The sequence below is a fragment of the Providencia huaxiensis genome (genome assembly GCF_002843235.3).
GTDB classification, from domain to species: domain Bacteria; phylum Pseudomonadota; class Gammaproteobacteria; order Enterobacterales; family Enterobacteriaceae; genus Providencia; species Providencia huaxiensis.
Genome location: NZ_CP031123.2, coordinates 1,962,996 through 1,989,530, shown reverse-complemented (window position 1 = coordinate 1,989,530; position 26,535 = coordinate 1,962,996). Strand labels below are relative to the sequence as shown.

Here is a 26,535-nt window from a genome sequence, read left to right as displayed (position 1 = left end):
GCAGTTATTGGATAATGCAATAAGTATGAATATAACCCGTGGGCTATATTCATACTGGAATGATTAATAGATAGGAAGTAAGCCAGACAATGACAATAAATGAGCAACCGCATTAACTAAACCAAAGAGGATCACGAAGCCAATGATAAAGCTTCCCCCCGGTGCTCTATAGCTGTTGTTTGGATAACGTTTACGACTTGCTTTCGCCATCAGTGCAGGGACAATAACGGCCCAAATAGTGGCTGCTAACCCGGCAAAACCAATCGCATAAATAAACCCATTAGGGAAAATTAACGCGAGAATTGTTGGTGGTAAAAATGTGACTGCGACAGATTTAAGGCGGCCAAACTTATTATCTTCAAATTTGAAAAAGTCAGCAATAAAATCAAATAACCCTAAAGATACGCCTAAAAAGGAACTCGCTAGAGCCATATATGAAAACAGGTTCAAAAATTGAGAGATAAAACTACTTTTGGTGGAAATATTCATTTGAGCCAGTAATGCATCAATATTATTACCGTTTTCTCTTATTTCAATAAATGACGTTCTTGGAATATTTCCTTGAATAGCATACTGCCATAAAATATAGATAACCACGGTAATGGTGGCACCATAGACTAGGCTTTTAACAACACTACGGCTATCTTTATTATAATATTTTACTAATCCTGGAACATTACCGTGATAACCAAAAGAGGTTAATAAATAAGGTAATGCGGCTAAGGCATAGGGAAGGTATTGGCTTTCACTTTGCTCAGTCTGGTTAAATAAAATTGCGGGCGATGCAGTGGAAATCATTCCACCGATTGACATAATAAAGGTGAGCACCATCCCGCCAATTAAAATGGTACTTAACCTATCGACAGCACGCGTAGAAAGCCATACAAAAAAAGCCACAATAAAGGCAAAAATAAAGCCTGCACCCGCTTGTGGTAACTGTATTTTTTCTGACAAGTTTGCTGCGATGATAGAGCTGCCTGCAGAAATATAGGCATAAGTGAGTATATAAAGCACAAAAGTGACGGATAAGCCGTTAATTGAATTCCAAGTCGAACCTAATAAATCCTTTACCATCGTATGGAAACTAGCACCCGCTGGATAATTCATATTAGCTTCTAAAATCATTAGCCCAGAAAGTAACATGCAAACAAAGGTATAAATTAACAGTATGACGGAACCTGTGAACCAAACGCCAGAAGTCACCATAGGAATAGAAAACATACCAGCACCGACTGCAGTACCGGCGATGATCATAGCACCTCCCAATATAGAAGGATTTTTTTGTTGTGTTGTTCCATCAATAGCCATGGTGGCTCCTAAATATAATGTTTCACTGTACTAGCTAAATGATACGGCAAGCGTGAAGTATTGTAAATATGGCAAATAGAATAAAATAGGGAAAAATGAGTAATTAGAACGAGATGGATAATAAACGTACAACGCGAAGATATTTGTACGCTTATGATTAATTAGGCGCTTTGGTGATAGAAGCGTTGTGTTAGCCAGAGGTCTACGGCATTGCGGCTAGCTTCAAAATGCGGTTCTGGGAGGTTATCAGGTGAAACCCACATTAGGTTTTCACATTTGTCTGCTTCCATAATTCGAGGCTCCACATCACCGCTATATTCAACATGCATACAAATAGAAACGGTATGTTTACCTTCTTGTTGATAAGTCTGTAAATTGTTGCTGATGCCAAAAACGGTGGGAGTTTGAATATCAATACCAATCTCTTCTTTTATTTCGCGGATGGCACAGGTTTCAAATGATTCACCTGGGTCAACATGCCCTCCGAAAATAGACCAATAGGGCGCATGTTTACTGCTGCGTTTGCCCATCAAAATTTGCCCACATTTGTTAGTGATTATAACACCGACACCCACGACGACGTTGGTAGGCTCAGACATATATTCTCCTTATTGTTTTCTTTTTTAGCGCGTTGATCCTGACATAATCTAGTAGAAAAACAAGCAGGAAAAAGTACAAATATCACTGAAAACAATATGCTTTAATGTTATAACTATAATTAAATTTAAAGACACGATAATCATGATAAGGGAGATTAGTGGTTATGACTCGCCGGGTTGCTACAATTACATTAAATCCTGCTTACGACCTTGTGGGCTTATGCTCTACTATCGAAGTTGGTGAAGTCAATTTAGTCAAAACCGCTAGCCTCAATGCGGGTGGTAAAGGTGTCAATGTCGCAAAAGTGCTCCGTGACTTAGGTATTGATATCACTGTTAGTGGTTTTATGGGAAAGGATAACCAAGAAGAATTCCAACATTTTTTCAGTGAAAATGGTATGGCTAATCGCTTTAGTATGGTGCCAGGGCGTACACGAATTAACGTGAAACTCACTGAAAATAACGGGGAATCGACTGATTTCAATTTTTCAGGTTTTGAGGTTAGTAAAGAAGATTGGAACCGCTTCTCGACAGAGTCGCTCAATTGGTTAGGCCATTTCGATATGGTTGTGGTGAGCGGAAGTTTACCGAGTGGTATTGACCCAGAAGAATTTACTCGCTGGATGACTCGCCTTCGCCAATTATGTCCATGTATTATTTTTGATAGTAGCCGAGAAGCTTTGAAGGCAGGTTTAAAAGCATCTCCATGGTTAGTAAAACCTAATCGTCATGAGTTAGAAAGCTGGGTTGGCCGAAAACTTCCTGATTTACAAGAGGTCGTGGCCGCAGCGCATGAATTAAGAGACAAAGGGATTTCCCATGTGGTCATATCGTTAGGGGAAGAAGGGGCCCTTTGGGTTAACGCTTCGGGCTCTTGGCTTGCAAAACCACCCCATTGTGAAGTGATAAGCACTGTTGGTGCCGGTGATTCCATGGTGGCAGGGTTAGCTTATGGGTTACTTAACGGTGAATCCAGTGAGCACACGTTACGTATGGCGACAGCGATTTCCGCGCTATCCGTTTCTCAGCCAGATGTCGGTTTAAAAAATAGAAACAAATTAGCGGATATGATGGCTAAAATTGAAATGAAGTCGTTATAGTACATTAGTTTCAACCAAAACCCCCGCATGATAAATGCAGGGGTTTTTGGTTATTAGAAAGCAAATAATTAGCTATTTTGTTGTGCTTTTAGCCATGCAATTTCTTGCGGCCAAATATCGGGGTTAACAGTTTCTAAAATCAATGGGATACCATCAAAGCGGTCATCTTGCATAATGTAAGTAAATGGAGCAAAGCCAATGTTCCCTTCACCTAAACTATGGTGGCGGTCAACGCGGCTGGCAAATTCACTTTTAGCATCATTCAGGTGCATTCCTTTTAGAAATTCAAACCCAACAATCTCTGCAAATTGGCCGAATGTTTTGTCACAATCTTCGGCTGTGCGTAAGTCATAACCTGCGGCAAATGCGTGGCAAGTATCAATACAAACGCCTACACGGCTTTTATCTTTCACTCCATCAATAATTTTTGCGAGATGTGTAAAGTCAAAGCCCAAGTTAGTCCCTTGGCCGGCCGTATTTTCAATAACTGCAATCACCCCTTCGGTCTCAGCAAGGGCAATATTAATAGATTCAGCAATTCGCGCTAAACAATCGTCAATTTCAATTTTCTTTAAATGACTACCTGGGTGAAAGTTAAGTAAATCAATACCTAATTGTTCGCAGCGTTGCATCTCATCGATAAAAGCGACACGAGATTTCTCTAAAGCTTCAAATTCGGGGTGACCTAGATTGATCAAATAGCTGTCATGAGGAAGGATCTGGTGTTTACCGTACCCATATTTTTTGCAGTTATCTTTAAATTTTTTAATCACGTCTTCGCTTAGTGGCGCAGCTTTCCATTGGCGCTGATTTTTTGTGAATAAAGCAAAAGCGGTTGCATTGATTTCATGTGCGCGAATAACGGCTTGGTCAACGCCACCTGAGGCGCTGACATGTGCTCCAATATATTTCATTTTTGACTCCTTTTTCTTGGAGTATGCCATTAATGAGCAAATAAATGAAATCAACAAAAAAGCCACCAAGTAAGGTGGCTAAAAATGAGGAGGATATATGCTAAAAAATGCTTTGAATCAGTACGTTAATTAGAAGCCCGCCAACAATCAACCAAACAAATAGAATCAGCGCCATTAACAAGGGTTTAATACCCGCTTGGCGAATAGCACTCACATGGGTCGTTAGTCCTAAAGCCACCATTGCCATAGCGAGTAAAATTGTATCTAACGCAATGATTTGTTGCACTAACACTTGAGGCAGTAAGTTGAGTGAATTAAAACCTGCAACAACAATAAAAAATACAGCAAACCAAGGAATAGTGATTTTGCTTTTTTGGCTATTGGCTGTTTGGTTAGCCGCTGTTTTACGGCTTAAGAAAGCCGATAAAATAATTAGAAAAGGCGCAAGCATCATGACACGGATCATTTTGGCAATGACAGAGGCATTTTCTGCGTCAGTACCAATGGTGTGCCCTGCTGCAACAACCTGTGCAACTTCATGCACGGTTGAACCAATATAAATCCCAAAAGTTTCTTCTGTTGCTGGAAACCAGCCGAAGTGCGCATTTAATTGGTAAATCCAAGGGTAAACAAAGATACAAATCGTACCAAAGATAACAACGGTTGAAACAGCAACAGCGACTTTACTCGCAGAAGCTTTAACGACAGGTTCGGTTGCCATGACGGCAGCTGCACCACAAATACTACTGCCTGCGCCAATTAACAATGTTGTTTCTTCATCAAGACCGAACACTTTTTTACCTAGCCAATATGCTAATAAAAATGTCGATGTTAATGTTAAAGCATCAATAATTACCCCAGTTGCTCCTACGTCAGTGATCTGCTGGAAAGTAAGGCGAAAGCCATACAAGATAATACCAGCGCGTAGGAAATAGTGTTTGGCAAATTTAGTACCAGCATCACAAGATCGACTGGCTACGGGGTAAAAAGTATTCCCTACAATAATTCCTAATAATATTGCGAGGGTTAATGCACCTAAACCGATATCCATAAACCAGGGTTGGTCACCTAGGTAAATTGCAATAGCAGTTAGAATACCCGCTAAAATAATGCCTGGTATGAGTTTGAATATAGGGCTTAGGCTATTTTGCTCAAGGGTGTTGGTGTCACTTTTATTCATGATAATACTCTTTATTACCGCTTATAAGATTTAGTAATAAGGATATAACAAAAGCAATAATAATTTAAATTGATTATTTTTATATAATCTACCACCAAAATAGATTATAAGTTTCTTCTGGAATATTGCGAATAAATCGTTAATATTAACATTATTATTACAAATACTAAAAATCACGTTGGGGCTTACCTTTATGCGAATTACTCTTAGGCAACTTGAGGTTTTTACGGAAGTATTAAAAAGTGGCTCCACGACGCAAGCATCTCAGCTATTAGCGCTTTCACAGTCGGCTGTCAGTGCGTCGCTAACGGATTTAGAAGGTCAACTAGGTGTTCAATTATTTGACCGTGTGGGTAAACGACTTGTTACGAATGAGCACGGAAGGCTGCTTTATCCCAAAGCTTTAGCATTATTAGAGCAAGGGCTAGAGGTCGAGCAATTATTTAAAAAAGAGATGGGAGCTGTGCGTCTTGCTGCCAGTACGACGATTGGTAATTATATTTTACCGGAAGTCTTAGCGGGTTATCGTCATGACCACCCAGATATTCCTTTAGAGCTTTTTATCAGTAACACAGAAGAGATCATTAAATCCGTTATGGAGTTTAGAGCGGACGTTGGGTTAATTGAAGGCGTTTGCCATAGCCCTGAGTTAATTTCTAAAGCATGGTTAAAAGATGAACTCGTTATTTTTGTTTCACCTCAAAACCCATTAGCGAATAAAAGCGTTTCTTTAAAAGATTTACGTGACGCTCCTTGGATCTTGCGTGAAAGGGGCTCTGGTACGCGGGATGTCCTTGACCAACTATTATTTGCACATCTTCCCGGCTTTCATATTTTGATGGAGCTTGGAAATTCAGAAGCTATCAAACATGCCGTCCGATATGGAATAGGTATAAGCTGTTTATCACGCCGAGTGATCGAAGAGCAATTAGAGAATGGGACTTTAGTTGAGTTAAAAATAGACGAACTTCATTTAGAAAGAACGCTATATTTGATTTATCACCGCCAAAAGCATATTTCGAGTGCGATTACTAATTTGTTGTCATATTGTCACTAAAAAACTCTCGTTACCTTTTAGTCCGTTGCGTTGTTGGCTGCATTCGATTACCCAAGCCACATACTAATCATTTGCCGCCTCGTAACGGGCTAAAGCCTTCAGAGGAATAACAACGTTAAGTTTTTTCTAAGATTTTAAAGAAACAATATTCGGTCTTGGGTAATAACGCGTTTTACTTATAATTTTATGTGAATTATGAAGGTATCTTATAACAGTGAAGAGTTGCTTAGTTCTCACAGCCTATTTTGCTAGAATCCATGCGATATTAGCTGAATAATAAAATGCAGGGAACAAATGTCAGAACAACATACCAATACTATCTCGCAGGGCGGCCCACAAAAACTACGCCGTGAGTTAAAGGCACGCCATCTTGCGATGATTGCTATCGGTGGGTCCATCGGTACCGGTTTATTCGTTGCATCCGGTGCAACGGTTGCACAAGCAGGCCCCGGTGGAGCACTCCTTTCTTATGCCATCATTGGCTTAATGGTCTATTTTTTGATGACCAGTTTGGGCGAGTTAGCCGCTTATATGCCTGTCTCAGGCTCATTTGCAACCTATGGTGCAAAATATGTCGATGAAGGTTTTGGTTTCGCACTAGGGTGGAACTACTGGTACAACTGGGCTGTGACTATTGCCGTTGACTTAGTTGCTGCTCAGTTGGTGATGACCTACTGGTTCCCAGATACTCCCGGTTGGATTTGGAGCGCGATCTTCCTTGCAATTATTTTCTTACTGAATTTCATCTCTGTTAAAGGGTTTGGTGAAGCGGAATACTGGTTCTCATTAATAAAAGTCACCACGGTCGTTATTTTTATTATCGTCGGGGTATTAATGATTTTTGGCATCATGAATGGTGCAGAGAATGCAGGATGGCATAATTGGGAAATTGGTGATGCACCTTTTGCTGGTGGTTTCTCAGCGATGATTGGTGTGGCAATGATCGTTGGTTTCTCATTCCAAGGTACTGAATTAATTGGTATTGCTGCGGGTGAGTCGAAAGATCCTGCCAAAAATATTCCAAAAGCAGTGCGCAAAGTATTTTGGCGTATACTGTTATTCTATATCTTCGCAATTTTAATTATTAGTTTGATCATTCCTTATACTGACCCAAGTTTACTGCGTAATGATGTCAAAGATATTAGTGTCAGTCCATTTACCTTAGTATTTGAAAATGCAGGCCTATTATCCGCAGCAGCAGTGATGAATGCGGTTATCTTAACGGCAGTATTATCGGCAGGTAACTCGGGTATGTACGCATCAACGCGTATGTTGTATACCTTAGCGCGTGAAGGCAAAGCGCCGCGCATTTTCGCCCGTTTATCTAAAGGGGGCGTACCGCGTTATGCATTGTTAGCAACAACAGTTGTTGCGGGATTGTGTTTCTTAAGTTCTATGTTTGGAAACCAGACGGTGTACCTGTGGCTATTAAATACATCTGGGATGACAGGGTTTATTGCTTGGTTAGGTATTGCAATTAGCCATTATCGTTTCCGTAGAGGCTATATTGCACAAGGGAAAGATCTTAATGACTTACCTTATCGTTCAGGTTTCTTCCCAATTGGCCCTATTTTTGCCTTTATTTTGTGTTTAACAATTACATTAGGCCAAAATTACCAAGCCTTTTTAGAAGATAAAATTGATTGGGTAGGGGTTACTGCAACTTATATTGGTCTCCCATTATTTTTAGCGATTTGGTTTGGCTATAAGATAGCGAAGAAAACTACGTTTATTCGCTATAAAGACATGAGCTTTCCAAGTTACCGCGAAAATTTAGATAAATAATTTTTTAAAATACTTATCATGAAAACAGTACTCTTTATAGGGTGCTGTTTTTTTATATATAGCGCTGGCAATAAAGTGGTATTTTGGCGGTAAAATATGCTGAATGCTTGGCTTTACGATGGTGGTCACAAAATTCCATTGATGAAAGTCATGATTAAACTAATAATCGTATTGATAAGTATTCTTATTTGCTTTATTGTTACCGCATAAAAAAAAGGTAAGTCAATGAGGTTAATAGTGGAGCTTAATACTATGTCGTCGGTAGCCAAGAAGTCTGTAGCTAGGTCGGTAGTAAAAGGGATAAGTTTAGCGTTATTAGCAAGTGCCAGTATGAGTGCTTGGGCTGCAACAGTCACTGATATTGCAGGTCGTACAGTTGAAGTTCCTGATAATGTTAATCGCATTTTATTAGGTGAGGGACGCCTATTTAGTGCAATAGCTCTGCTGGAAGGTGATAAACCTATTGACCGAATTGTGGGTTGGCAAGGTGACCTTCGAAAACTAGACCCACAAACCTACGCTGCTTATAAAGCTAAATTTCCTGAAATTGATAATATTCCACTGATTGGTAATACCAGCGCAGATAGCGTCAGTTCAGAAAAAGTATTAACCCTAAATCCAGATATCGCGATTTTTGGTTTGTCAGGCCATGGGCCGGGTAAAAATAGCGAATTAGTTAACCAGCTTGAAAAAGCGGGAGTGCCTGTCGTATTCGTGGATTTCCGTGATAAGCCACTGGAAAATACATTGCCAAGTATGCGTTTACTCGGCAAAGCGTTAAATCGTGAACAGGCAGCAAATAAGTATGTCGATTTTTATGAAAGAAACCAAAAGTTAGTCACTGATATTACCTCTAAAATACCAGACGATAAAAAACCCAGTGTTTTTATCGAATTACGCGCGGGAGCCTTTGAAGACTGCTGTGGTACCGCTGGTGATGGGAACATGGGGAACTTTATTGATTTAGCTGGTGGTAAAAATATTGCTAAAGGTGTTTTACCGGGTGCACTTGGTACGATGAATTTAGAGAAAATCATTGCTGCAGACCCAAGTATTTACATTGCATCTGGTGCAAAAGCACCGGGAAGTAAAGATGCAGGCGTTCAATTAGGGGCACAAAGCACATTAACTGATGCAAAAGAAAGCCTGAAAAAAATTACTGAACGTAAAGGAATTAGCGCGTTATCAGCCATAAAAGATAAGCAAGATTATGCTATCTGGCACAATTACTATAACTCTCCATACAATGTGATTGCGACGCAAGTTTTCGCTAAGTGGTTCTATCCAGAACAATTTACCGACCTTGAGCCGCAAAAAACGCTGGAGCAATTACATAGAGAGTTTCTCGCCATTGAGCCAACAGGTGTATATTGGGTCAGCGAAAAGTAATGAAAACGGGTAAGAATTGATGAGTATTACGAGCGAGCCAATAGTTGCGGCTGAAAAAGCCGCGATCCAGGCTGACGATAATGTAAAAATACATTATCAAAATATGTTACGTCGTCGGTTGACATGGCTAGCGGTCATCGTTGCGGCAATTTTATTATCACTGGTTATTGATTTTACTTTAGGGCCATCAGGTTTATCTCTTGAGCGTTTATGGCAAACGTTGGTGACCCCAGAGGCCGTTGATGCAGGGACACGCGTCATCGTATGGGATATTCGTCTGCCATATGCGTTGATGGCAGTGGTGATTGGCATGTCATTAGGGCTTGCTGGCGCAGAGATGCAAACGATCCTCAATAACCCGTTAGCGAGCCCATTTACGTTAGGGGTCTCTAATGCAGCGGCTTTTGGTGCCGCATTAGCGATTGTTTCTGGCATTGCAATTCCAGGTGTGCCTGACCAATGGGTGATATCAGCGAATGCCTTTATTTTTGCGTTGTTAGCCGCTTTGATGTTAGACGCAGTAACCCGTTGGACGCGCGTAGCAACTTCAGGTGTCGTATTGTTTGGTATTGCTCTCGTGTTCACCTTTAATGCATTGGTTTCTATGATGCAATTCATCGCGACGGAAGATACCTTGCAAGGTTTAGTCTTTTGGACGATGGGGAGTTTATCAAAAGCAACTTGGGTAAAACTGGGTGTGATGGCGCTAGTGTTCGCACTTATTTTCCCGATTGCCATGATGAGCTCATGGAAACTGACGGCTTTAAGGTTGGGCGAGGACAGGGCAATCAGTTTTGGTATTGATGTGCGTCGTTTAAGGCTAACAACGTTATTGCGTATTAGTATTTTATCGGCTTTAGCGGTGGCATTTGTTGGCCCTATTGCTTTTATTGGTTTAGTCGCACCGCATATTGCAAGGTTGATTTTTGGTGAAGATCACCGTTTTTATCTACCAGCAAGTGCATTAATTGGGGCGTTAATTTTATCAATGGCGTCAATTGCGTCGAAGAATATTATTCCTGGTGTGATTATTCCTGTTGGGATTGTGACATCATTAGTGGGGGTACCGTTCTTTTTAAGCATTATTTTACGTCATAGAGGGAACGTATCATGAGTGGCCTGATTATTAATCAATTTAATGCAGGCTACCCAAAACGCCCGGTGATTGAGAATTTATCGACGGATATTTTGCCTCGCGGCAAGATCACGGTATTACTTGGGCCTAATGGCAGTGGTAAATCCACGTTGTTGCGTTCGCTGGCGGGTCTAAATAAGGCAACAGGGCAGTTGTTGCTTGATGGTTTGGATTTAACCCAACAGAGTTTTGCCCAGCGGGCACAAAATGTGGTGTATTTACCGCAAACGTTACCTGCTGGTGTGCACCTGTATGTTCTCGAGTCTGTTATTGTTGCTCAACGTGCTTCAGGCGGTTTAAGCAATGAAAACAGTAAAGACGAAGTGATGGGGTTATTACGCCAATTGGGTATTGAACATTTGGCGTTAAGTTATTTAGACCAACTTTCAGGTGGGCAAAAACAATTAGTCGGTTTGGCTCAATCTTTAATTCGTCAACCCAACTTATTGTTATTAGATGAACCGTTAAGTGCATTGGATTTGAATTACCAATACCATGTGATGGATTTAGTGGCGAAAGAAACCAAACGCCGAAATATAATCACGGTTGTGGTTGTTCATGATATTAATATTGCGCTTAAACATGCAGAACACATATTAATGTTGAAACAGGGTAATTTAATTGCACAAGGTGAACCCGCAGAGGTCATTACACCCGAAAGCCTTGCTGAGGTTTATGGTGTACGCGGTCGCATCGAACGTTGTTCGCAAGGTGTTCCACAAGTCCTGATTGATGGGCTGGTTGATAAACTGGCGAGTTAATATCACTAAGCAAATGATGTGCTTGCAGTACACAGCAAGCACATCAAATAAAATAATAGGAAACAATATTCAAAAATAAACAAATTAAATATTAATTAATAGTAATTACCCACAGGAAATTTAATTGAATTATATAATGGTTTTTTACCATGAATTTCTTATGGGTATTTAAATGCCTAAATAATAAAAATGATATTTTTGATTCAATGAAATCAATGTGAGCAAATCAATTCATATATAAAACAAAATATCTCTTGGAGAGTTGGGAATGGTTGTTTTTAATAAAAGAAAAGTGGCAATTAGCATAATTGCGGCTATCGCTGCGGCACCTGCATTTGCTGATGACAGTAAAGATAAAATCTATGTTACAACCGCATCAGGTTATCAACAGAAAATTGAAGATGCACCTGCGTCTATTTCTGTAGTAACTCGCGAACAACTCGAAACTAAAGCTTATCGTGATGTAACTGACGCATTAAAAGTTGTACCGGGTGTTTTGGTCACCGGTGGCGGCAGTAGCTCTGATATTAGCATCCGTGGTATGGATGCAAAATACACCATGATTTTAATCGATGGTAAACGTGTAGATACACGCAGCACTCGTCCAAATAGTGACGGTTCTGGTATTGAGCAAGGTTGGTTACCGCCATTACCTGCGATTGAGCGTATTGAAGTGGTACGCGGCCCAATGTCATCGCTGTACGGTTCAGATGCGATGGGTGGGGTTATCAATATTATCACTCGTCGTGTGCAACAAGAGTGGACGACCAGTTTACGAGCAGATGCCACAATTACAGAACGCAAAAATTCAGGTAATACAGGGCAAGGCAGTTTCTATACCTCTGGTCCATTAATTGATGGTTTGTTAGGTGTAAAACTACAAGGCCAGTATTCACATCGTGGTGAAGATAAAATCATTAATGGTTTTAACCGCCAAATCATGGCAAGTGGTGGAGCAACGGTATCGTTAACTCCAGATGACAAAAATACCTTCGATGCAGAGTTCAAACGTGATAACCAACACCGTGATGACCGTGAAGGTTATACCAGCAAAAGAGGTGATGGTAGCGGTTTTAGCAAATATGAATTGACTCATATGGCATTAACCCATACGGGTATTTATGATATTGCATCAACAGATACCTATGTTCAATATGATGAGACAAAAAACCCAGGCCGTAAAATGACGGCTGAAGACCTTGTTTTCCGTAATCAAAGTGTCTTTTTACTGGGTGATCATAGTTTAAGTATCGGCGGTCAATATCGTAAAGAGAAGTTGAAAGACGAAGGTAATAAATTTAAACAGTATAATCAGCTTGAACGATATAGCTGGGCGTTATTTGCAGAAGATGAATGGTTAATGACTAATGATTTTGCATTAACGGGTGGCCTTCGTATGGATAAAGACGAAAACTATGGTTCACACTGGACTCCGCGTCTGTATGGTGTATGGCATGCTGATGAACAATGGACGATTAAAGGTGGGGTAACTACAGGTTATAAAGCACCAAGCTTGCGCGAATCGTCCGCAAACTGGGGACAAGCAACAGGCGGTGGTGCAGGAAATGCCGTTATTTATGGTAATCCTGATTTGAAACCAGAGAAAAGTATTACTGAAGAAATTGGTGTTATTTGGAATAACCAAGATAATATTACCGCAGGGATAACTATCTATAACACTGAATTTAAAGATAAAATTACTGAAGTTAGGCGTTGTGAAGAAAATAGTAGCACAGTAAGAGCATGTACAGTAGCTCAAGATGGTGAAGGTGATAAACCTGGAAAACCATATCGTTTTATTAGTGACAAAGCAAACGTTGATAAAGCAAGAATGCGCGGTGTTGAACTAACTTTCAACTGGCGTATTGTGGATGACTTAAGCTTCGCAGCTAACTACACCTATACCGATACTGAACAAAAAAGTGGTGTAAATAAAGGTAAGCCATTAAATAAACAGCCTAAACATATGGCTAATTCCACACTGACATGGCAAACCACTGAAGATTTAGAAACGTGGACGCGTATGAATTTCCGTGGTAAAACCTCTGAGTACCAAGGCCGTGGACAAAAAATGTCAAGTGGTACAGCATCTTATGCTTTATTTGATTTAGGTGCGAGTTATCAGCTTAACAAGAATGCGAACATTGTTGGTGGTGTCTATAACGTCTTAGATCGCCGTATCGATAATGCGACTTACGGTGCTGAATTAGAAGGCCGTCGTTACAATATCGGTATCAACTACAACTTCTAATCGAAAATACTATCTCGATTAACCCAAACCCTTTGGCTCTCACCAGAGGGTTTTTTGTTGATTAAAACCTGATAAAAATCATAAGAAAAAGAACTTATAAGCAGATATGGCAAAAAGTCAGAAATAATCAAAATTTCTCATGGGAAATAGGGTGATTTGTTAACAATTTAGCTTGCTATTTCGAGTTATGGCGTGCAAAATGCGCGAACTAAAAAATAACTGATGCTTAATTAAATAAAGCATCGGTTTTTTTGTTTTTAGGAACGTTCATTCTAGCGGGGCCGGACATAGAGCCGGAGAGATAATTTTAATATTTACGTGTAGCAAACATTTTTCGCTACCGATTTGAGGAATGCTTTTATGGCTTACTTTTTCGCATTCGCAGCAGGGCCAGGCGCTGGCGGCTGCCGTATCGATGACTACGGGGCTCTCGGTGGCTTCGCTCACACGCCTTTCTCCCTTTCTTCGTTTTTCTCTGCCTATAGGCAGATGCAAAGTCTTCCCAGTAACTGTCGATTAAGCCGAAGTAGTATGCAATCGAAAGTTATGGGAGGGCTTAGACGTGCAAAATAATACGCCAATTCCATTAGACATCGGTCACAATCAAACGGGTGCGAATAACCGCGTACAACTTGCAAAAACCTTAACATTGGTGCAAGTGGTAATGATTGGTATTGCATATATCCAGCCAATGACGATATTTGATACCTTCGGAATGGTATCAGATAAAACCGGTGGACATGTTCCAACTTCATACATTATTGCACTTGCTGCGATACTGTTTACTGCACTGAGCTACGGTAAATTGGTGAAACGTTTCCCATCAGCCGGTTCAGCGTATACTTATGCCCAAAAATCCATGAGCCCACACATTGGCTTCTTGGTGGGCTGGACATCATTGTTGTCCTATATTTTTATGCCAATGATCAACATCTTATTGGCTAAAATCTATTTACAAGATATTTTCCCTAATGTAGAACCTGCAATCTTCGTTGTTGGGCTGGTTATTTTAATGACTGCAGCCAACTTACGTGGGATTAACGTAATTGCAAACTTAAGTACCGTTATTGCAATTATTCAAGTGGGTGTCATGGTGGTATTTACAGGGCTTGTGATCCACGGTGTTTCTAACGGTGAAGGAACGGGAGAAATCTGGACTTTTAACCCATTTGCTAATGAAAAAACGGAAATGATCCCACTCATTGCTGGGGCAACAATCCTCTGTTTCTCATTCTTAGGTTTTGACGGGTTAAGTTCACTCTCAGAAGAAACACCGAATGCCGGTAAAGTTATTCCTCGTGCTATTTTCTTAACTGCGTTAATCGGTGGGGTTATCTTTATTACTGTTTCGTTCTTCTTACAGCAATACTTCCCTGATGTATCACGCTTTAAGAATATAAACGAAACACAACCAGATATTATGCGTTTTGTCGCTGGTACATTCTTCCAGTCAATCATTCTGGTGTTCTCATGTGTTACCGTATTAGCATCAGGCATGGCCGCTCATGCAGGTAGTGCGCGTTTAATGTATGTAATGGGACGTGATGGGGTATTCCCAGAAAAAGTTTTTGGCTACGTAAGCCCAACATGGCGCACCCCGGCATACAACGTATTACTGGTTGGTTTCTTGGCATTAGGCGCTATCTGGTTTGAAATGGATTTTGCGACAGCATTAATTAACTTTGGTGCGCTAATTGCGTTCACCTTCGTGAATATTTCTGTCATTAGCCAATTCTTTATTCGTGAACGTCGAATGACAGGCTTCAAAAATATCCTAAACTACTTGATCCTGCCTGTTATTGGTACGCTAACAGTGTGTGTGTTATGGCTGAATATTGAAGAAGACTCAATGGTTTATGGGTTGATCTGGACAGCAGTTGGTTTGGTCTATATGGCGGTGCTGACACGCATGTTTAAGCGGCCTATGCCGCAGATGAGCGACGTATAGTTCTTCATAATTCTTCCTATTTCGCGCCGTAGCTGCGTTTTGCTCGGCGCCTTGCTACAACACGAACTATTTTGAATATACTGAAGAATTCGACTTTGAATATGTTCAGAATTAGATTTAAAAATAGCGCCCTTGAGGTGCTATTTTTTTACCCGTTAAGAATTATTTAAGATAAAGCGTGTAGCCTATTAACATCATAATATTATGTGATATTGTTGTTACAACACATAATGTATAACTATGATAATTACGTATTCGATTAATAAGGCACGCAAATGAATGATGCAAAGAAACCTGAGAATCAACGGTTATTACTGACGCTTAGGAATATTGTTGGCAAAAAAAATATTTTAACAGAGCCGCATAAAACAGAACGTTATCGTAAAGGCTTCCGCTCTGGTATGGGCGATGCAATCGCAGTTGTATTTCCAACAACATTGCTCGAACAGTGGTATGTCTTCAAGGCGTGTGTTGAAGCAGACAAAATTGTGCTGATGCAAGCGGCTAATACAGGGTTAACCGAAGGGTCAACTCCGAGTGGTTATGATTATGATCGCGATATCGTCATCATTAGCACTTTGAAACTAAACCAAATTCAAGTTTTACCGGAGTTTAATCAAGTTGTTGCGATGCCGGGAAGTACTTTGTACGATCTGGAAAAAATTCTAAAACCATTAGGGCGCGAGCCGCACTCTTTGATTGGCTCTTCATGTATTGGTGCCTCAGTTGTTGGTGGTATTTGTAACAGTTCTGGTGGTTCATTGGTGCGCAGAGGCCCTGCCTATACTGAACTTGCTCTCTATGGCCGAGTGAATGATGATGGCAAAGTAGAGCTTGTCAATCACCTCGGTATTGATTTGGGGAATACGCCAGAAGAGATACTGACGAATTTACAAAATCGTGGTTATAGCAGCGAAGATGTGCAAGTGAGCGATAAACTAGCGTCTGACCATGAATATGCAGAACGCGTTCGTGATGTTGATGCAGACACACCGTCACGTTTCAATGCGGATGAACGGCGCCTATTTGAAGCGTCAGGGTGCGCTGGCAAATTAGCGGTATTTGCTGTTCGCTTAGATACCTTCCCTGCAGATAAAAAAACACAAGTATTTTATATTGGTTCTAACAATCCAGATGTTTTGGAAGATATACGTCGCTATATTCTGAGTGAGTTTAAAAACCTGCCAGTAGCGGGGGAATATATGCATCGTGGTTGCTTCGATATTGCAGAGGTTTATGGTAAAGACACCTTTTTAATGATTGATAAATTCGGCACTGACAAAATGCCAATGTTTTTCACTATTAAAGGGCGTATTGATGCAGTATTAAATAAAGTCCCATTCCTACCATCAAATCTGATTGACCGTACCATGCAGGTTCTCAGTAAATTATGGCCTTCCCACTTACCGCCTCGTATGAAAGAGTTCCGTGATCGTTATGAACACCATTTAATGTTGAAAATGGCTGGAGACGGCATTGATGAAGCTAAAGTTTGGCTAAAATCTTATTTTTCAAACGCAGATGGTGGCTATTTTGAATGTACGCCAGAAGAGGGTACGAAAGCATTTTTACACCGTTTTGCTGCTGCGGGTTCTGCGGTTCGTTATCATGCTGTTCACAACAAAGATGTGGAAGATGTTTTACCCCTTGATATCGCATTACGTCGTAATGATAGAAACTGGTTTGAAACATTACCACCAGAAATTGAAAAGCTATTAGTTCATAAATTATATTGTGGTCACTTTATGTGCCATGTTATGCATCAGGATTATGTATTGAAGAAAGGTGTAGATCCGAAAGAGCTAAAAGAAAAAATGTTAGCGTTATTAGATGAAAGAGGCGCTCAATACCCTGCAGAGCATAACGTAGGGCATTTGTATAAAGCCCCTGAACAACTGAAATCGTTCTATAAGCAATCTGACCCAACAAACACAATGAACCCAGGTTTAGGTAAAACAACTAAACGGAAAAATTGGGAAGGAGATTGTGGCTGTGGTCATACTCATGACCAGCAATAAACTCGCTATATAAATGAAGTAAGGCAGATATTGGGAATAGTACAATATCTGCCTTTTTTATTGATAAATTAACTGGCGAGATCTCTCGCATAATTAATCAATGCTTTTAATTGCTGACAACGCTTTTCATCATGTTGATGTTCTACAAGTAGTTGCTGTATTTGTTGCATATAGTCTGTTAAACGTTCTTCATTAAAGTAATCCCTACGGTGCTGTAACCAGCGTTGCTGCTCATCATAAGATAGCGTCGCAGGATAATTACGTGCTTTATAGCGAAAGAACAGTTCTTTCATACGTTTATCTTCAAAACTTAATTCCAATGCAGGCAAGTTTTGTGGGGATGTCTCACGAATAATATCCATAGTTGAGCGGTCAGAAGGACTGAAAAAGCCATTATAAATTTGTGTATCGACATCATCTGACTCTGCGAATACTTGAGGCTCGCTAAATAACTCAATTAATTTGTTACGAATGTCAGGAGCCTTGCGTAAGGTTTCCAAATTGCGCATACACAAGTCACGGTCAACACCGGTTCGCTGCGCATCTTCTGGCCGCAGAGTTTTCTCTGGCGCTAAAATAGGGCACTTATTAATATGCACTAATTTTACAGGAACAGGGGACTCGCCAGCCAGTTCGGCTTTAGGTGTATATAAACGAGTACGTAACTGTTGAACATCTAACTCAATTAATGGTGAGATATCGGCAGATAAATCACACATAATGACGGCATTTTTGTTGTCAGGGTGCCAAGCAAGAGGCGCAACTAAACTAACATAAGAACGCAATGCGCCAAACATACCAGACACATGAACTAATGGCGTTATTTCTACAATATCAATAAGTTGGCTTATTTTGTTTTTATTTCTTAACTGATAGAAATAGTCGAACATCCGCGGTTGAGCAGCTTTCAACAGTTTTGCCATGTTAATAGTGGCTAAAACGTCAGACATTGCATCGTGAGCATTTTCATGAGCAACCCCATTTGCTTTGGTCAAATGTTCTAAGCGCATACTTGGTAGGCCATCTTCATTTTCTGGCCATTGCATACCTTCAGGGCGAAGTGCAAAACAGGCACGCAGAGTGTCGAGTAAATCCCAACGTGAATTTCCTTGTTGCCAGCTATAAGCATATGGGTCGTAAAAATTTCGATAAAAAATATTACGGGTAACTTCATCATCGAAACGGATATTGTTGTAACCCATAATACAGGTATTAGGGACACTAAAAGCTGCATGAATTCGTTTAGCAAACTCGGCTTCATTAACACCTTGAGATAATGCCACCTGTGGGGTGATCCCTGTGATCATGACGGCTTCAGGCTGTGGTAAATAATCATCAGCCGGAGAGCAATAAAAAACCTCAGGCTCTTCAATGATATTAAAATCAAGGTCGGTACGAACGCCGGCAAATTGTGCAGGCCTATCGAGAGCAGGGCGTTTACCAAAGGTTTCATAGTCATGAATAAAGAATGAAGGTTGTTTTTTATTATCTTGCAACGTTTTCACCATTTTGATGGTTATATAATAGGTTGATAGTGGTTAATTTATTGGTATCACTATACATTGTTGATTAATGATACCTTATCTACTGTGAAAGCTAAACCAACGCTATCTGATATTGAGCGAGTGAGATTGATAGCTGCTTAATCAGGATAATTTTTGGCAGGTGATGAAATATGGAGCGTGGAGTAAAACAGTATTATGCCTCTTTGAGTGCATTATTGTTTTTTTTCTTTTTCACGTGGTCATCAATATTTTCTGTCGTCGCAATTTGGCTGCGTAAATATGTTGGCTTAGATGGTGCAGATACGGGGTTTATTTTCTCTTGTATTTCAATTGTGGCGCTTTGCGCTCAGTCACTTTATGGATTTATACAGGACAAATTAGGATTACGAAAAAATTTACTGCTATTTATTGCTGTACTGCTGATTTTATCTGGGCCATTTTTTATGGTTTTCGGTACGTTGCTAAAATGGAATGTATTTTTAGGCAGTGTTATTGGCGGTTTGTTTATTGGTATGACATTTCACGCAGGGATAGGTGTTCTTGAGTCTTATACTGAGCGGGTCAGCCGATTATGCAATTTTGAATATGGTAAAGCGAGGATGTGGGGCTCATTGGGTTGGGCGACTGCAACGTTTTTTGCTGGACGTAATATTAACGTAAACCCCGACTACAATTTTATTATGGCAACCGTTTCAGGCTTATTATTTTTAGTTATTTTATTGAAATTAAAAACAGTAAATACGGATGCTTATAATAGTCTTGAACACGGTAAGCCTTCCGTCATAACGGTGAAAGATGCTTTACAATTATTTGTGCAGCCTCAATTTTGGGCTTTAATATTATTTGTATTTGGAACCTGCATATACAGCGTCTATGACCAGCAATTTATGGTGTATTTTGTTCATCAGTTCCAAAGTGAACAACAAGGTAATGAGATGTACGGTTATCTAAATTCATTGCAGGTTTTCTTAGAGGCGGGAGGCATGTTTATAGCGCCATTTATCGTCAACCGCATAGGTGCTAAAAATGGGTTATTATTTGCGAGTTCAGTCATGGCGTTACGGATTATTGGTTCAGGCTTAGCTGATGGCGCAATTATGATATCGATAATGAAATTACTGCATGCCGTTGAACTCCCAATTCTTTTAGTCGCAATTTTTAAATATAACAGTCTTCATTTTGATAAGCGTTTGTCATCGACACTTTATTTAGTTGGCTTTAGTTGCATGAGTTCTGTCGTTGCAAGTCTTTTTTCCCCATTAGCAGGCTGGGGGTATGATAAAATTGGTTTTGCTCATACCTATCTCGTTATGGGTACATTTGTGATTATTACGACAATATTATCTGCATTTTGTCTCAGAGGTGATGGCGCTGGTGATCCAGAAATCAAAGGGCAAGATCAGATAAATAAATTTTATGAAGGTCACTCCGAAAATTTGGACGTAAAAGTATAAAGTGAAATCAATTTTCAGCGGAATAATTTGATAAATATGCGAAACGGGCTTGTAACACGATAGGATTAGAATGTATTGTGTTAATAGATAATGCGTTTTGAATATTGACTAGAGGGTTTTAAACATGGACAACGCTAACAAGCCGTCTTTCCAAAATGTTCTGGAATTTGTGCGTATGTTTCGTCGCAAAAATAAAATTCGTCGTGAAATTACCGACAATGAGAAAAAAATTCGTGATAACCAGAAGCGTGTTTTACTGCTGGATAACTTGAGTGAATATATAAAACCAGGCATGTCGATTGAAGATATTCAGGCAATTATTGCGAACATGCGTAGCGATTATGATGATCGCGTCGATGATTATATTATTAAGAACGCAGAGCTTTCTAAAGAGCGTCGTGAAATATCTAAAAAACTCAAAGAAATGGGCGAATTGCCTCGTATCGATGTGAAGTAATGAATTCATAAAGCCGAGATAACCTCGGCTTTATTTGTTTGGTTTATTTGGAACCGTTGATTTGAACTATAGTTTATAGCTTGGGTCGATAGTATCGGCCAGGTGTAGTTATTATAAATTTAGCCGGCTAACTTGTTTGATTAATAAAGTTGCCAACCTTTCCATTTCATTTTCTGCAATAAATCCCATCGTCACTGCAGCTGCAACAAGCTGGCCTTCGCTGTTAAATACAGGGCAAGCAATAGATTGTGCACCGGGAATACCTTCTGTCGGTTGGTAACGGATAGCATAGCCTTGTTGGATAACTTTACTAATCTCGTCTTGTGAATATGAGTTCGAGCCAAATTGGCTATCAAATGCAGAATACACTAGCCCAGCCGCACTTTTTACGACAGGTAATGGGGTGTTAGGCAAAAAGTCAATTTCAATATTTTTGAAGCTACGATTATATTTAATTAAAGAAAGTGCTTTCCCTAGGCGGGTGGCAATGCCCGTTGAGACGTTTTGTTCATCGCGAAATTGAATCAAACCATTGTTAATGGTGTCGATATAAGAGTCCTCAGATTCAACAAAGTTGGCTAGGAAGGCTAAATTTCGACCTAATCCATAACGACTAGTTTGAATATCTTGGTACAGCATTTGTGTACGACATAGTGAAACGAGATATTTATGTAGACGACTTTTCGATATATCACAACCTTTTGAAATATCCGCTGCGCGCGCAATGCCCCCATTTTGAGCAATATAATTTAAAATGCTTACAGCTATATCAACAGAATTAACACCTTGCAAAGTAGACATACATAAACCTCAGTTTAACAAGTCGTTATATTTTACCATGAGTTGCCTTGTGCTGCTAACGACCCGATAAAGCAAAAAAGATAACCCTAAAGCGGTAGCACATTATTACCTATAAATAGATAGAATTATTGATGCTACTCAAGTTCATCTTTGGTGAATGGGGTATATATATAGTGTACCTATAGAGGCAATGTCGAGGTTTACTATAATGAAAACTATAAATTCACTACGTTTAAAACGCCGAACCCTGCTCAAAGGGCTTGGTGTTGTTGGGCTGGCAAGTATTGCACCCTGTTCATATGCACAGGGTAACAGTAATCAACCCTTACCCAAAGTGCGGCTAAAACTGTCGGACTACAAAACATTTCGTTCAACTTGTGCAATGGAGTGTTTGCATTGCAACCTAACCGCATATACCTACCAAGGTAAGCTGATGAAAATTCAAGCAACGGAAGGGTTTAATGTTAAATGTTGCTTGAGAGGTATGAGCCGAACTAAATGGGTCTACCATGATCAACGCGTCAAAACACCATTACTGCGAGTAGGTGAAAAAGGTAAAGCCGAATTCAAACCAATAAGTTGGAATGAGGCACTGGATCTTATTGAAAAAAATATTAGAGAGACCATCGATAAATATGGAAATGAAGGGTTGTTCATTTCTACTCATGCCGGAAATATGGATTCGATTAAAAATGACATGGGGAAGGCGTTTTTCGATTATTTAGGTGGGGCAACGAAACAAGCAGGCTCACTGTGTTGTTCTGCTGTAACAGCCGCAATGATCCCGATGCTCGGCCTGAGGTATGCTGATACCCGCGATACGATAGCAGATAGCCGTTATATCCTGTGTTGGGGTAATAACCCAGCGGTTACGATGCAAGCCTATTTTAAAAATTATAACCAAGCAAGAAAAAATGGCGCTCGGTTAGTGGTTATTGACCCGCGCTTTAATGAAACCGCAGCAAAAGCCGATGAGTGGATCCCGATTATTCCAGGGACAGATACCGCACTTGCTCTAGGCATGATTAAAATTATTATTGAAGAAAACCGGATAGATGAAAATTTTCTCAGGGTTCATACCGGTGCTGTCTATTTGGTTGATACAGACCAAAAACAAGTTAGGCAAAATGAAGATGATAAAGACAGCTATTTAGTTTTCGATATATTAAGCAAACAATTAGTTCGTCATGATTCACCGGATATTAAACCGGCACTTTTCCAGCATGAACTTCCCGATAACTTGGGTTACACCACAGTATTTGAGCAAATTTATCAGCAAGCTAAAGGTTGGGATGTGGCTCGCGTCAGTGAAGAAACAGACGTACCAGTGGAAACGATTGTTCGCCTTGCTCGTGATTACTCATCCATTACGCCTTCCATGATTGTACAAAACATGTCCGGTGCTCAGCGTACCGAGCATGGGGCTTATGTTGCCGCTAGCCAGTTCTACCTCGCTTTACTCACTGGAAATATTGGTCAACGTGGCGCAGGCGTTTGTGATGCAGGTGGTGCTCGGCAAATGGCTAAATTTAGTCCAATCGTTCCCCCCGCACCGAATGTGAAAAATATTCCGCCTATTCCTGTCGCGAAAGTTGGTGATTTTATCGTCAATGAAAAACCGCATCCAATTAATTTCTGGTGGATTATGACGATGGGGGTTATGACTCAATTACCGAACACGAATAAGGTTCGGGAGGCTCTGAAGAAAGTGCCATTTGTGGTTGTGGCTGATAACTTAATGAGTTCGACGGCGTTATATGCAGATTTAGTCTTACCGGTGACCACTATTTTTGAAGATACCAGTTTGATGGCGGGTGTCCGTAGCCAATATGTTCAGTTAATGGAAAAAGCGGTTGAGCCAGCTGGTGAAGCAAAACCCGATTATTGGATTTTTGCCCAATTAGCGGAACGTTTTGGTTTTGGTGAGGTATTCAATAAACCAATAGAGCACTATATTGACGCCTGTTTAGTCGGCTCTGGTATTACGCGCCAAATGTTAGAAAAGGGCCCTGTGCGCCCAGTCGAGGGGGATTGGATACCATTCAAAGACGGTATTTTTAGGACATCAACCCAAAAAGCTCACCTGTTTATTGAAGATTGGCAAAAGAAAAACTTTTCACCTGTTGTCGCTTACTACCAAGTGACGGAGTCTGTTAAAGGTTCACCTGAATTAGCCAAAAAGTACCCGCTGATGGCGGTTCAGCGCAAGTTAGCGCGTAGCGTGCATTCAAGTCATGGAATGAATGAATGGATCCTTGAAGTACAACGAAACCAGCCGAATGTTTTAATTCACCCAGAAGATGCTAAGTCTAGAGGCATTAAGAATGGAGAATGGGCGGTTACATTTAATGACCGAGGGGAACACAGAGCCATTGCGGTGGTAACTACGCATATTAAAAAAGGCGTAATTTCGCTAGATAACGGCTGGTGGGAACAGCAGGGGGGAAGTAGCAGCCATGTCACGAATGACCAAGTTGAACATTTAGGCACTGGGCATTGCTGTAACAGTACATTGGTTGATGTCAGAAGGGAGGCTTAATCATGATTAAACAATATGGTTTTTTAATTAATACAAAAGATTGTTATGGTTGCCGCACTTGTTCAATGGCCTGCAAATCTGAAAATGTCACTCCACCGGGAGTGTTGTGGCGCCGAGTTCGCGAATTTAATGATGACTCACCGAATACCCAAGCATTCATTACGATGTCTTGTAATCATTGTGATGACCCACAATGTTTAAAAGTTTGCCCTGCAGACACCTATACCAAACGGGCAGATGGCATCGTCGTTCAAGACCATGAAAAATGTATTGGTTGCCAGATGTGTATCATGGCTTGCCCATATCATGCCCCTGTCTTTGACCCAGCAGAAGGAAAAACCAGTAAGTGTAATATGTGCGCAGAGCGGTTAGATGAAGGCCTACTGCCAAGGTGTGTGGAGTCTTGTCCGACAGGCGCGATTGAGTTTGGTGATATTTCTGAACTACGTAAAAAGCATACGACAAACTGTGCGGTGCTGGAGCGACGTTATAACATGCCCGATCACACAATTAGTCATCCAAATATTGTGATTATTGGGATGGAGGACTGATCATGGATATTAAACATATGGAGCTCCCTCTGGTATTTTTCACGGTAATGAGCCAATGGGGAGTCGGTGCTGTTCTCGCATTAACCATTTACCAAATGAAAGCCAGTCAAGAATACCTATTATCAGGTTATGTATTACGTCGTGCAGTGTTATTGATATGGCTGATTGAAGTTGTCGGGTCAACGATGTCAATGGGGCACTTGGGTGTGCCTCTCGAAGCCTATCGATCCGTTCTGGGGCTAGGCCATTCATGGCTAAGTCGCGAGGCAGTGACATTTGTACTATTAAATGGAATTGTTACGTTGTGGGCGCTATCTTGCTGGTTACAACCCACGGTAAACACACGCAATACGATTTTAGGTTGGCTAAGTGGGGTCGGTGGGTTAGCCGCTATACTTGTCACCGCACAAGTCTATTACCAGATGGTCGCTCACCCATTATGGCATACACCAGCAACACAAATTGCGTTTCTAGGTAGTGCAATTGTCCTTGGTTTTAGTCTAGTGGCCTTATTTGTTATCAGTCAAGGCAAACCATTACCATCGACAATTAAAGTAGGTGTGCTGATAGGTGTTGCATTGGTATTAATCGCGCAGGTTATTCGCTTACAGTTACCCGCAAGCCAAGGTGGAAGTTATTTTCTGTGGTGGCAAGTTGTGATGAGTATGCTATTGCCATGTATTATGGTGATGAAAGCATATAAGGAGCGACCATCCGTAGTCTTAATTGTATTGATAATGTTGGCGATGTTTAGCGGAGAGTTAGCCGGCCGAGCCTTGTTTTATGGAGCGGTTATGATCCAAGCTCCTTGGTTCTAAAAATCCTCGTCATATTTCGGCCTGTCGCGTTGTTGGCGTCGCACACTCGCCCTAGTCACATACTTATGTATGCTCCTAGGGTCTCGTTTAGCTCGCCGCCTAGCGACAGGCCGAACTATTTAGAGGATTGATATAGTTGTATTTATTTAGGGTTATTAGTATTGCCATCATCGCGCACATATCCTCTCCTATTTTTGCCCGTCGCGTTGTTGGCGTCGCACACTCGCCCTAGTCACATACTTATGTATGCTCCTAGGGTCTCGTTTAGCTCGCCGCCTAGCGACAGGCTGAACTATTTAGAGGATTGATATAGTTGTATTTTATTTAGGATTAGTAGGGGATTAATATAATTGTATTTATTTAGGGTTATCGCGTTGTTGGCGTCGCACACTCGCCCTAGTCACATACTTATGTATGCTCCTAGGGTCTCGTTTAGCTCGCCGCCTAGCGACAGGGCGAACTATTTAGAGGATTGATATAGTTGTATTTTATTTAGGATTAGTAGGGGATTAATATAATTGTATTTATTTAGGGCTATCGCGTTGTTGGCGTCGTGCACTCACCCTAGTCACATACTTATGTATGCTCCTAGGGTCTCGTTTAGCTAATGCGCTTATTCAAACGCACCATTCATCAGTTTGATAATAGGGTCCGACCGCTTATAGCTATTTATGAGCGGAACAAGGCGCTGAAAATGTTCGCTGGCACAGTGAATATCTAGCGCTTCTTGATTCGGCCACTCCTCGATAAAAATAAAGTGCCCCGGATCTTTTTGGTCAACGTAAAGGTCGTAACTGATACACAATGGTTCTTGTTTGGTTGCAGCGACTAATTCACGATATAGTGGCATAACTATTTCAATCGCCTCAGTTTTAATAAAATCTTCCGCAATGACTTTTAACATGGATTTCCCTTTTCTTTATAAATAAACTGTACAAAAACACAGTAATATAAACATGAATTGG

Annotated in this window: 22 protein-coding genes; 15 read left to right on the top strand and 7 right to left on the bottom strand. The window is 40.6% G+C overall.

Going from position 1 to position 26,535, the window contains the following annotated elements; all coding sequences use genetic code 11:
- Positions 1 to 63: 63 nt before the first annotated feature.
- Both mtr and CYG50_RS11015 read right to left on the bottom strand, forming a co-directional pair.
- Positions 64 to 1,308 carry a tryptophan permease gene (gene mtr / locus CYG50_RS11020; RefSeq protein WP_102137698.1) on the bottom strand — a complete coding sequence of 415 codons (1,245 nt, stop codon included), beginning with the start codon at positions 1,306 to 1,308 and terminating at the stop codon, positions 64 to 66.
- 161 nt (positions 1,309 to 1,469) lie between these two features.
- Positions 1,470 to 1,907: a nucleotide triphosphate diphosphatase NUDT15 gene (locus tag CYG50_RS11015; protein ID WP_102137699.1), complete on the bottom strand. Its 438-nt coding sequence runs from the start codon at positions 1,905 to 1,907 to the stop codon at positions 1,470 to 1,472.
- 164 nt (positions 1,908 to 2,071) lie between these two features.
- Here CYG50_RS11015 and fruK point away from each other — a divergent pair, with 164 nt between their 5' ends.
- Positions 2,072 to 3,007, top strand: coding sequence for a 1-phosphofructokinase (gene fruK, locus CYG50_RS11010; RefSeq protein ID WP_102137803.1), 936 nt, complete (start codon positions 2,072 to 2,074; stop codon positions 3,005 to 3,007).
- 68 nt (positions 3,008 to 3,075) lie between these two features.
- On the opposite strand, the gene nfo is transcribed toward fruK, so the two are convergent.
- Together nfo and CYG50_RS11000 are read right to left on the bottom strand one after the other, a co-directional pair.
- Entirely contained in the window at positions 3,076 to 3,921 is an 846-nt protein-coding gene (nfo, locus tag CYG50_RS11005; RefSeq protein WP_102137700.1) for a deoxyribonuclease IV, read from the bottom strand.
- A gap of 100 nt (positions 3,922 to 4,021) precedes the next feature.
- Positions 4,022 to 5,101, bottom strand: coding sequence for a YeiH family protein (locus CYG50_RS11000; protein WP_102137701.1), 1,080 nt, complete (start codon positions 5,099 to 5,101; stop codon positions 4,022 to 4,024).
- A 193-nt stretch (positions 5,102 to 5,294) separates the two neighbouring features.
- Here CYG50_RS11000 and yieE point away from each other — a divergent pair, with 193 nt between their 5' ends.
- The 9 genes from yieE to dld all read left to right on the top strand — a co-directional run bounded on the left by yieE (position 5,295) and on the right by dld (position 17,445).
- Positions 5,295 to 6,158 (top strand): DNA-binding transcriptional regulator YeiE, encoded by an 864-nt coding sequence (yieE, locus tag CYG50_RS10995; RefSeq protein ID WP_102137702.1) that lies wholly within the window; start codon positions 5,295 to 5,297, stop codon positions 6,156 to 6,158.
- A gap of 294 nt (positions 6,159 to 6,452) precedes the next feature.
- Positions 6,453 to 7,943, top strand: coding sequence for an amino acid permease (locus CYG50_RS10990; protein WP_102137703.1), 1,491 nt, complete (start codon positions 6,453 to 6,455; stop codon positions 7,941 to 7,943).
- A 252-nt stretch (positions 7,944 to 8,195) separates the two neighbouring features.
- A complete protein-coding gene (locus CYG50_RS10985; protein ID WP_168222847.1) occupies positions 8,196 to 9,332 on the top strand; it encodes an ABC transporter substrate-binding protein in 1,137 nt (378 codons plus the stop codon).
- A 19-nt stretch (positions 9,333 to 9,351) separates the two neighbouring features.
- Positions 9,352 to 10,446, top strand: a complete 1,095-nt coding sequence (locus CYG50_RS10980) for a FecCD family ABC transporter permease (protein ID WP_102137705.1) — start codon at positions 9,352 to 9,354, stop codon at positions 10,444 to 10,446.
- Positions 10,440 to 11,228 carry an ABC transporter ATP-binding protein gene (locus tag CYG50_RS10975; RefSeq protein WP_102137706.1) on the top strand — a complete coding sequence of 263 codons (789 nt, stop codon included), beginning with the start codon at positions 10,440 to 10,442 and terminating at the stop codon, positions 11,226 to 11,228. The genes CYG50_RS10980 and CYG50_RS10975 overlap by 7 nt, the downstream gene beginning before the upstream one ends.
- A gap of 268 nt (positions 11,229 to 11,496) precedes the next feature.
- Positions 11,497 to 13,479 (top strand): ligand-gated channel protein, encoded by a 1,983-nt coding sequence (locus CYG50_RS10970; protein WP_102137707.1) that lies wholly within the window; start codon positions 11,497 to 11,499, stop codon positions 13,477 to 13,479.
- A 360-nt stretch (positions 13,480 to 13,839) separates the two neighbouring features.
- Positions 13,840 to 14,052 carry a hypothetical protein gene (locus tag CYG50_RS10965; RefSeq protein ID WP_004253162.1) on the top strand — a complete coding sequence of 71 codons (213 nt, stop codon included), beginning with the start codon at positions 13,840 to 13,842 and terminating at the stop codon, positions 14,050 to 14,052.
- Complete coding sequence (locus CYG50_RS10960; protein ID WP_102137708.1) at positions 14,042 to 15,427, top strand: APC family permease; 1,386 nt, start codon at positions 14,042 to 14,044, stop codon at positions 15,425 to 15,427. Before CYG50_RS10965 ends, CYG50_RS10960 begins: the two co-directional genes overlap by 11 nt.
- Positions 15,428 to 15,702: 275 nt before the next feature.
- Positions 15,703 to 17,445: a D-lactate dehydrogenase gene (gene dld, locus CYG50_RS10955; RefSeq protein ID WP_102137709.1), complete on the top strand. Its 1,743-nt coding sequence runs from the start codon at positions 15,703 to 15,705 to the stop codon at positions 17,443 to 17,445.
- Positions 17,446 to 17,513: 68 nt separating this feature from the next.
- Here the strand turns inward: dld and sbcB are convergent, their stop codons facing one another.
- Entirely contained in the window at positions 17,514 to 18,953 is a 1,440-nt protein-coding gene (gene sbcB / locus CYG50_RS10950; protein ID WP_375373113.1) for an exodeoxyribonuclease I, read from the bottom strand.
- 167 nt (positions 18,954 to 19,120) lie between these two features.
- Here sbcB and CYG50_RS10945 point away from each other — a divergent pair, with 167 nt between their 5' ends.
- The gene (locus CYG50_RS10945) at positions 19,121 to 20,404 is read left to right on the top strand and encodes an MFS transporter (protein WP_102137711.1); all 1,284 of its coding nucleotides are present in this window, start codon (positions 19,121 to 19,123) and stop codon (positions 20,402 to 20,404) included.
- Between the two features lie 124 nt (positions 20,405 to 20,528).
- The gene (gene tmaR, locus CYG50_RS10940) at positions 20,529 to 20,861 is read left to right on the top strand and encodes a PTS system regulator TmaR (RefSeq protein WP_004253179.1); all 333 of its coding nucleotides are present in this window, start codon (positions 20,529 to 20,531) and stop codon (positions 20,859 to 20,861) included.
- A 111-nt stretch (positions 20,862 to 20,972) separates the two neighbouring features.
- Here tmaR and CYG50_RS10935 read toward each other — a convergent pair whose 3' ends face one another.
- Complete coding sequence (locus CYG50_RS10935; RefSeq protein ID WP_102137712.1) at positions 20,973 to 21,662, bottom strand: helix-turn-helix domain-containing protein; 690 nt, start codon at positions 21,660 to 21,662, stop codon at positions 20,973 to 20,975.
- A 208-nt stretch (positions 21,663 to 21,870) separates the two neighbouring features.
- On the opposite strand from CYG50_RS10935, the gene CYG50_RS10930 reads away from it, so the two are divergent.
- The 3 genes from CYG50_RS10930 to CYG50_RS10920 are packed head-to-tail and all read left to right on the top strand — an operon-like array spanning position 21,871 to position 25,570.
- Complete coding sequence (locus CYG50_RS10930) at positions 21,871 to 24,201, top strand: molybdopterin-containing oxidoreductase family protein (protein WP_102137713.1); 2,331 nt, start codon at positions 21,871 to 21,873, stop codon at positions 24,199 to 24,201.
- A 2-nt stretch (positions 24,202 to 24,203) separates the two neighbouring features.
- Positions 24,204 to 24,752 carry a 4Fe-4S dicluster domain-containing protein gene (locus CYG50_RS10925; protein ID WP_181490121.1) on the top strand — a complete coding sequence of 183 codons (549 nt, stop codon included), beginning with the start codon at positions 24,204 to 24,206 and terminating at the stop codon, positions 24,750 to 24,752.
- 2 nt (positions 24,753 to 24,754) lie between these two features.
- A complete protein-coding gene (locus tag CYG50_RS10920; RefSeq protein WP_102137714.1) occupies positions 24,755 to 25,570 on the top strand; it encodes a dimethyl sulfoxide reductase anchor subunit family protein in 816 nt (271 codons plus the stop codon).
- A gap of 613 nt (positions 25,571 to 26,183) precedes the next feature.
- On the opposite strand, the gene CYG50_RS10915 is transcribed toward CYG50_RS10920, so the two are convergent.
- The gene (locus CYG50_RS10915) at positions 26,184 to 26,474 is read right to left on the bottom strand and encodes a putative quinol monooxygenase (RefSeq protein ID WP_102137715.1); all 291 of its coding nucleotides are present in this window, start codon (positions 26,472 to 26,474) and stop codon (positions 26,184 to 26,186) included.
- Between the last annotated feature and the right edge of the window lie 61 nt (positions 26,475 to 26,535).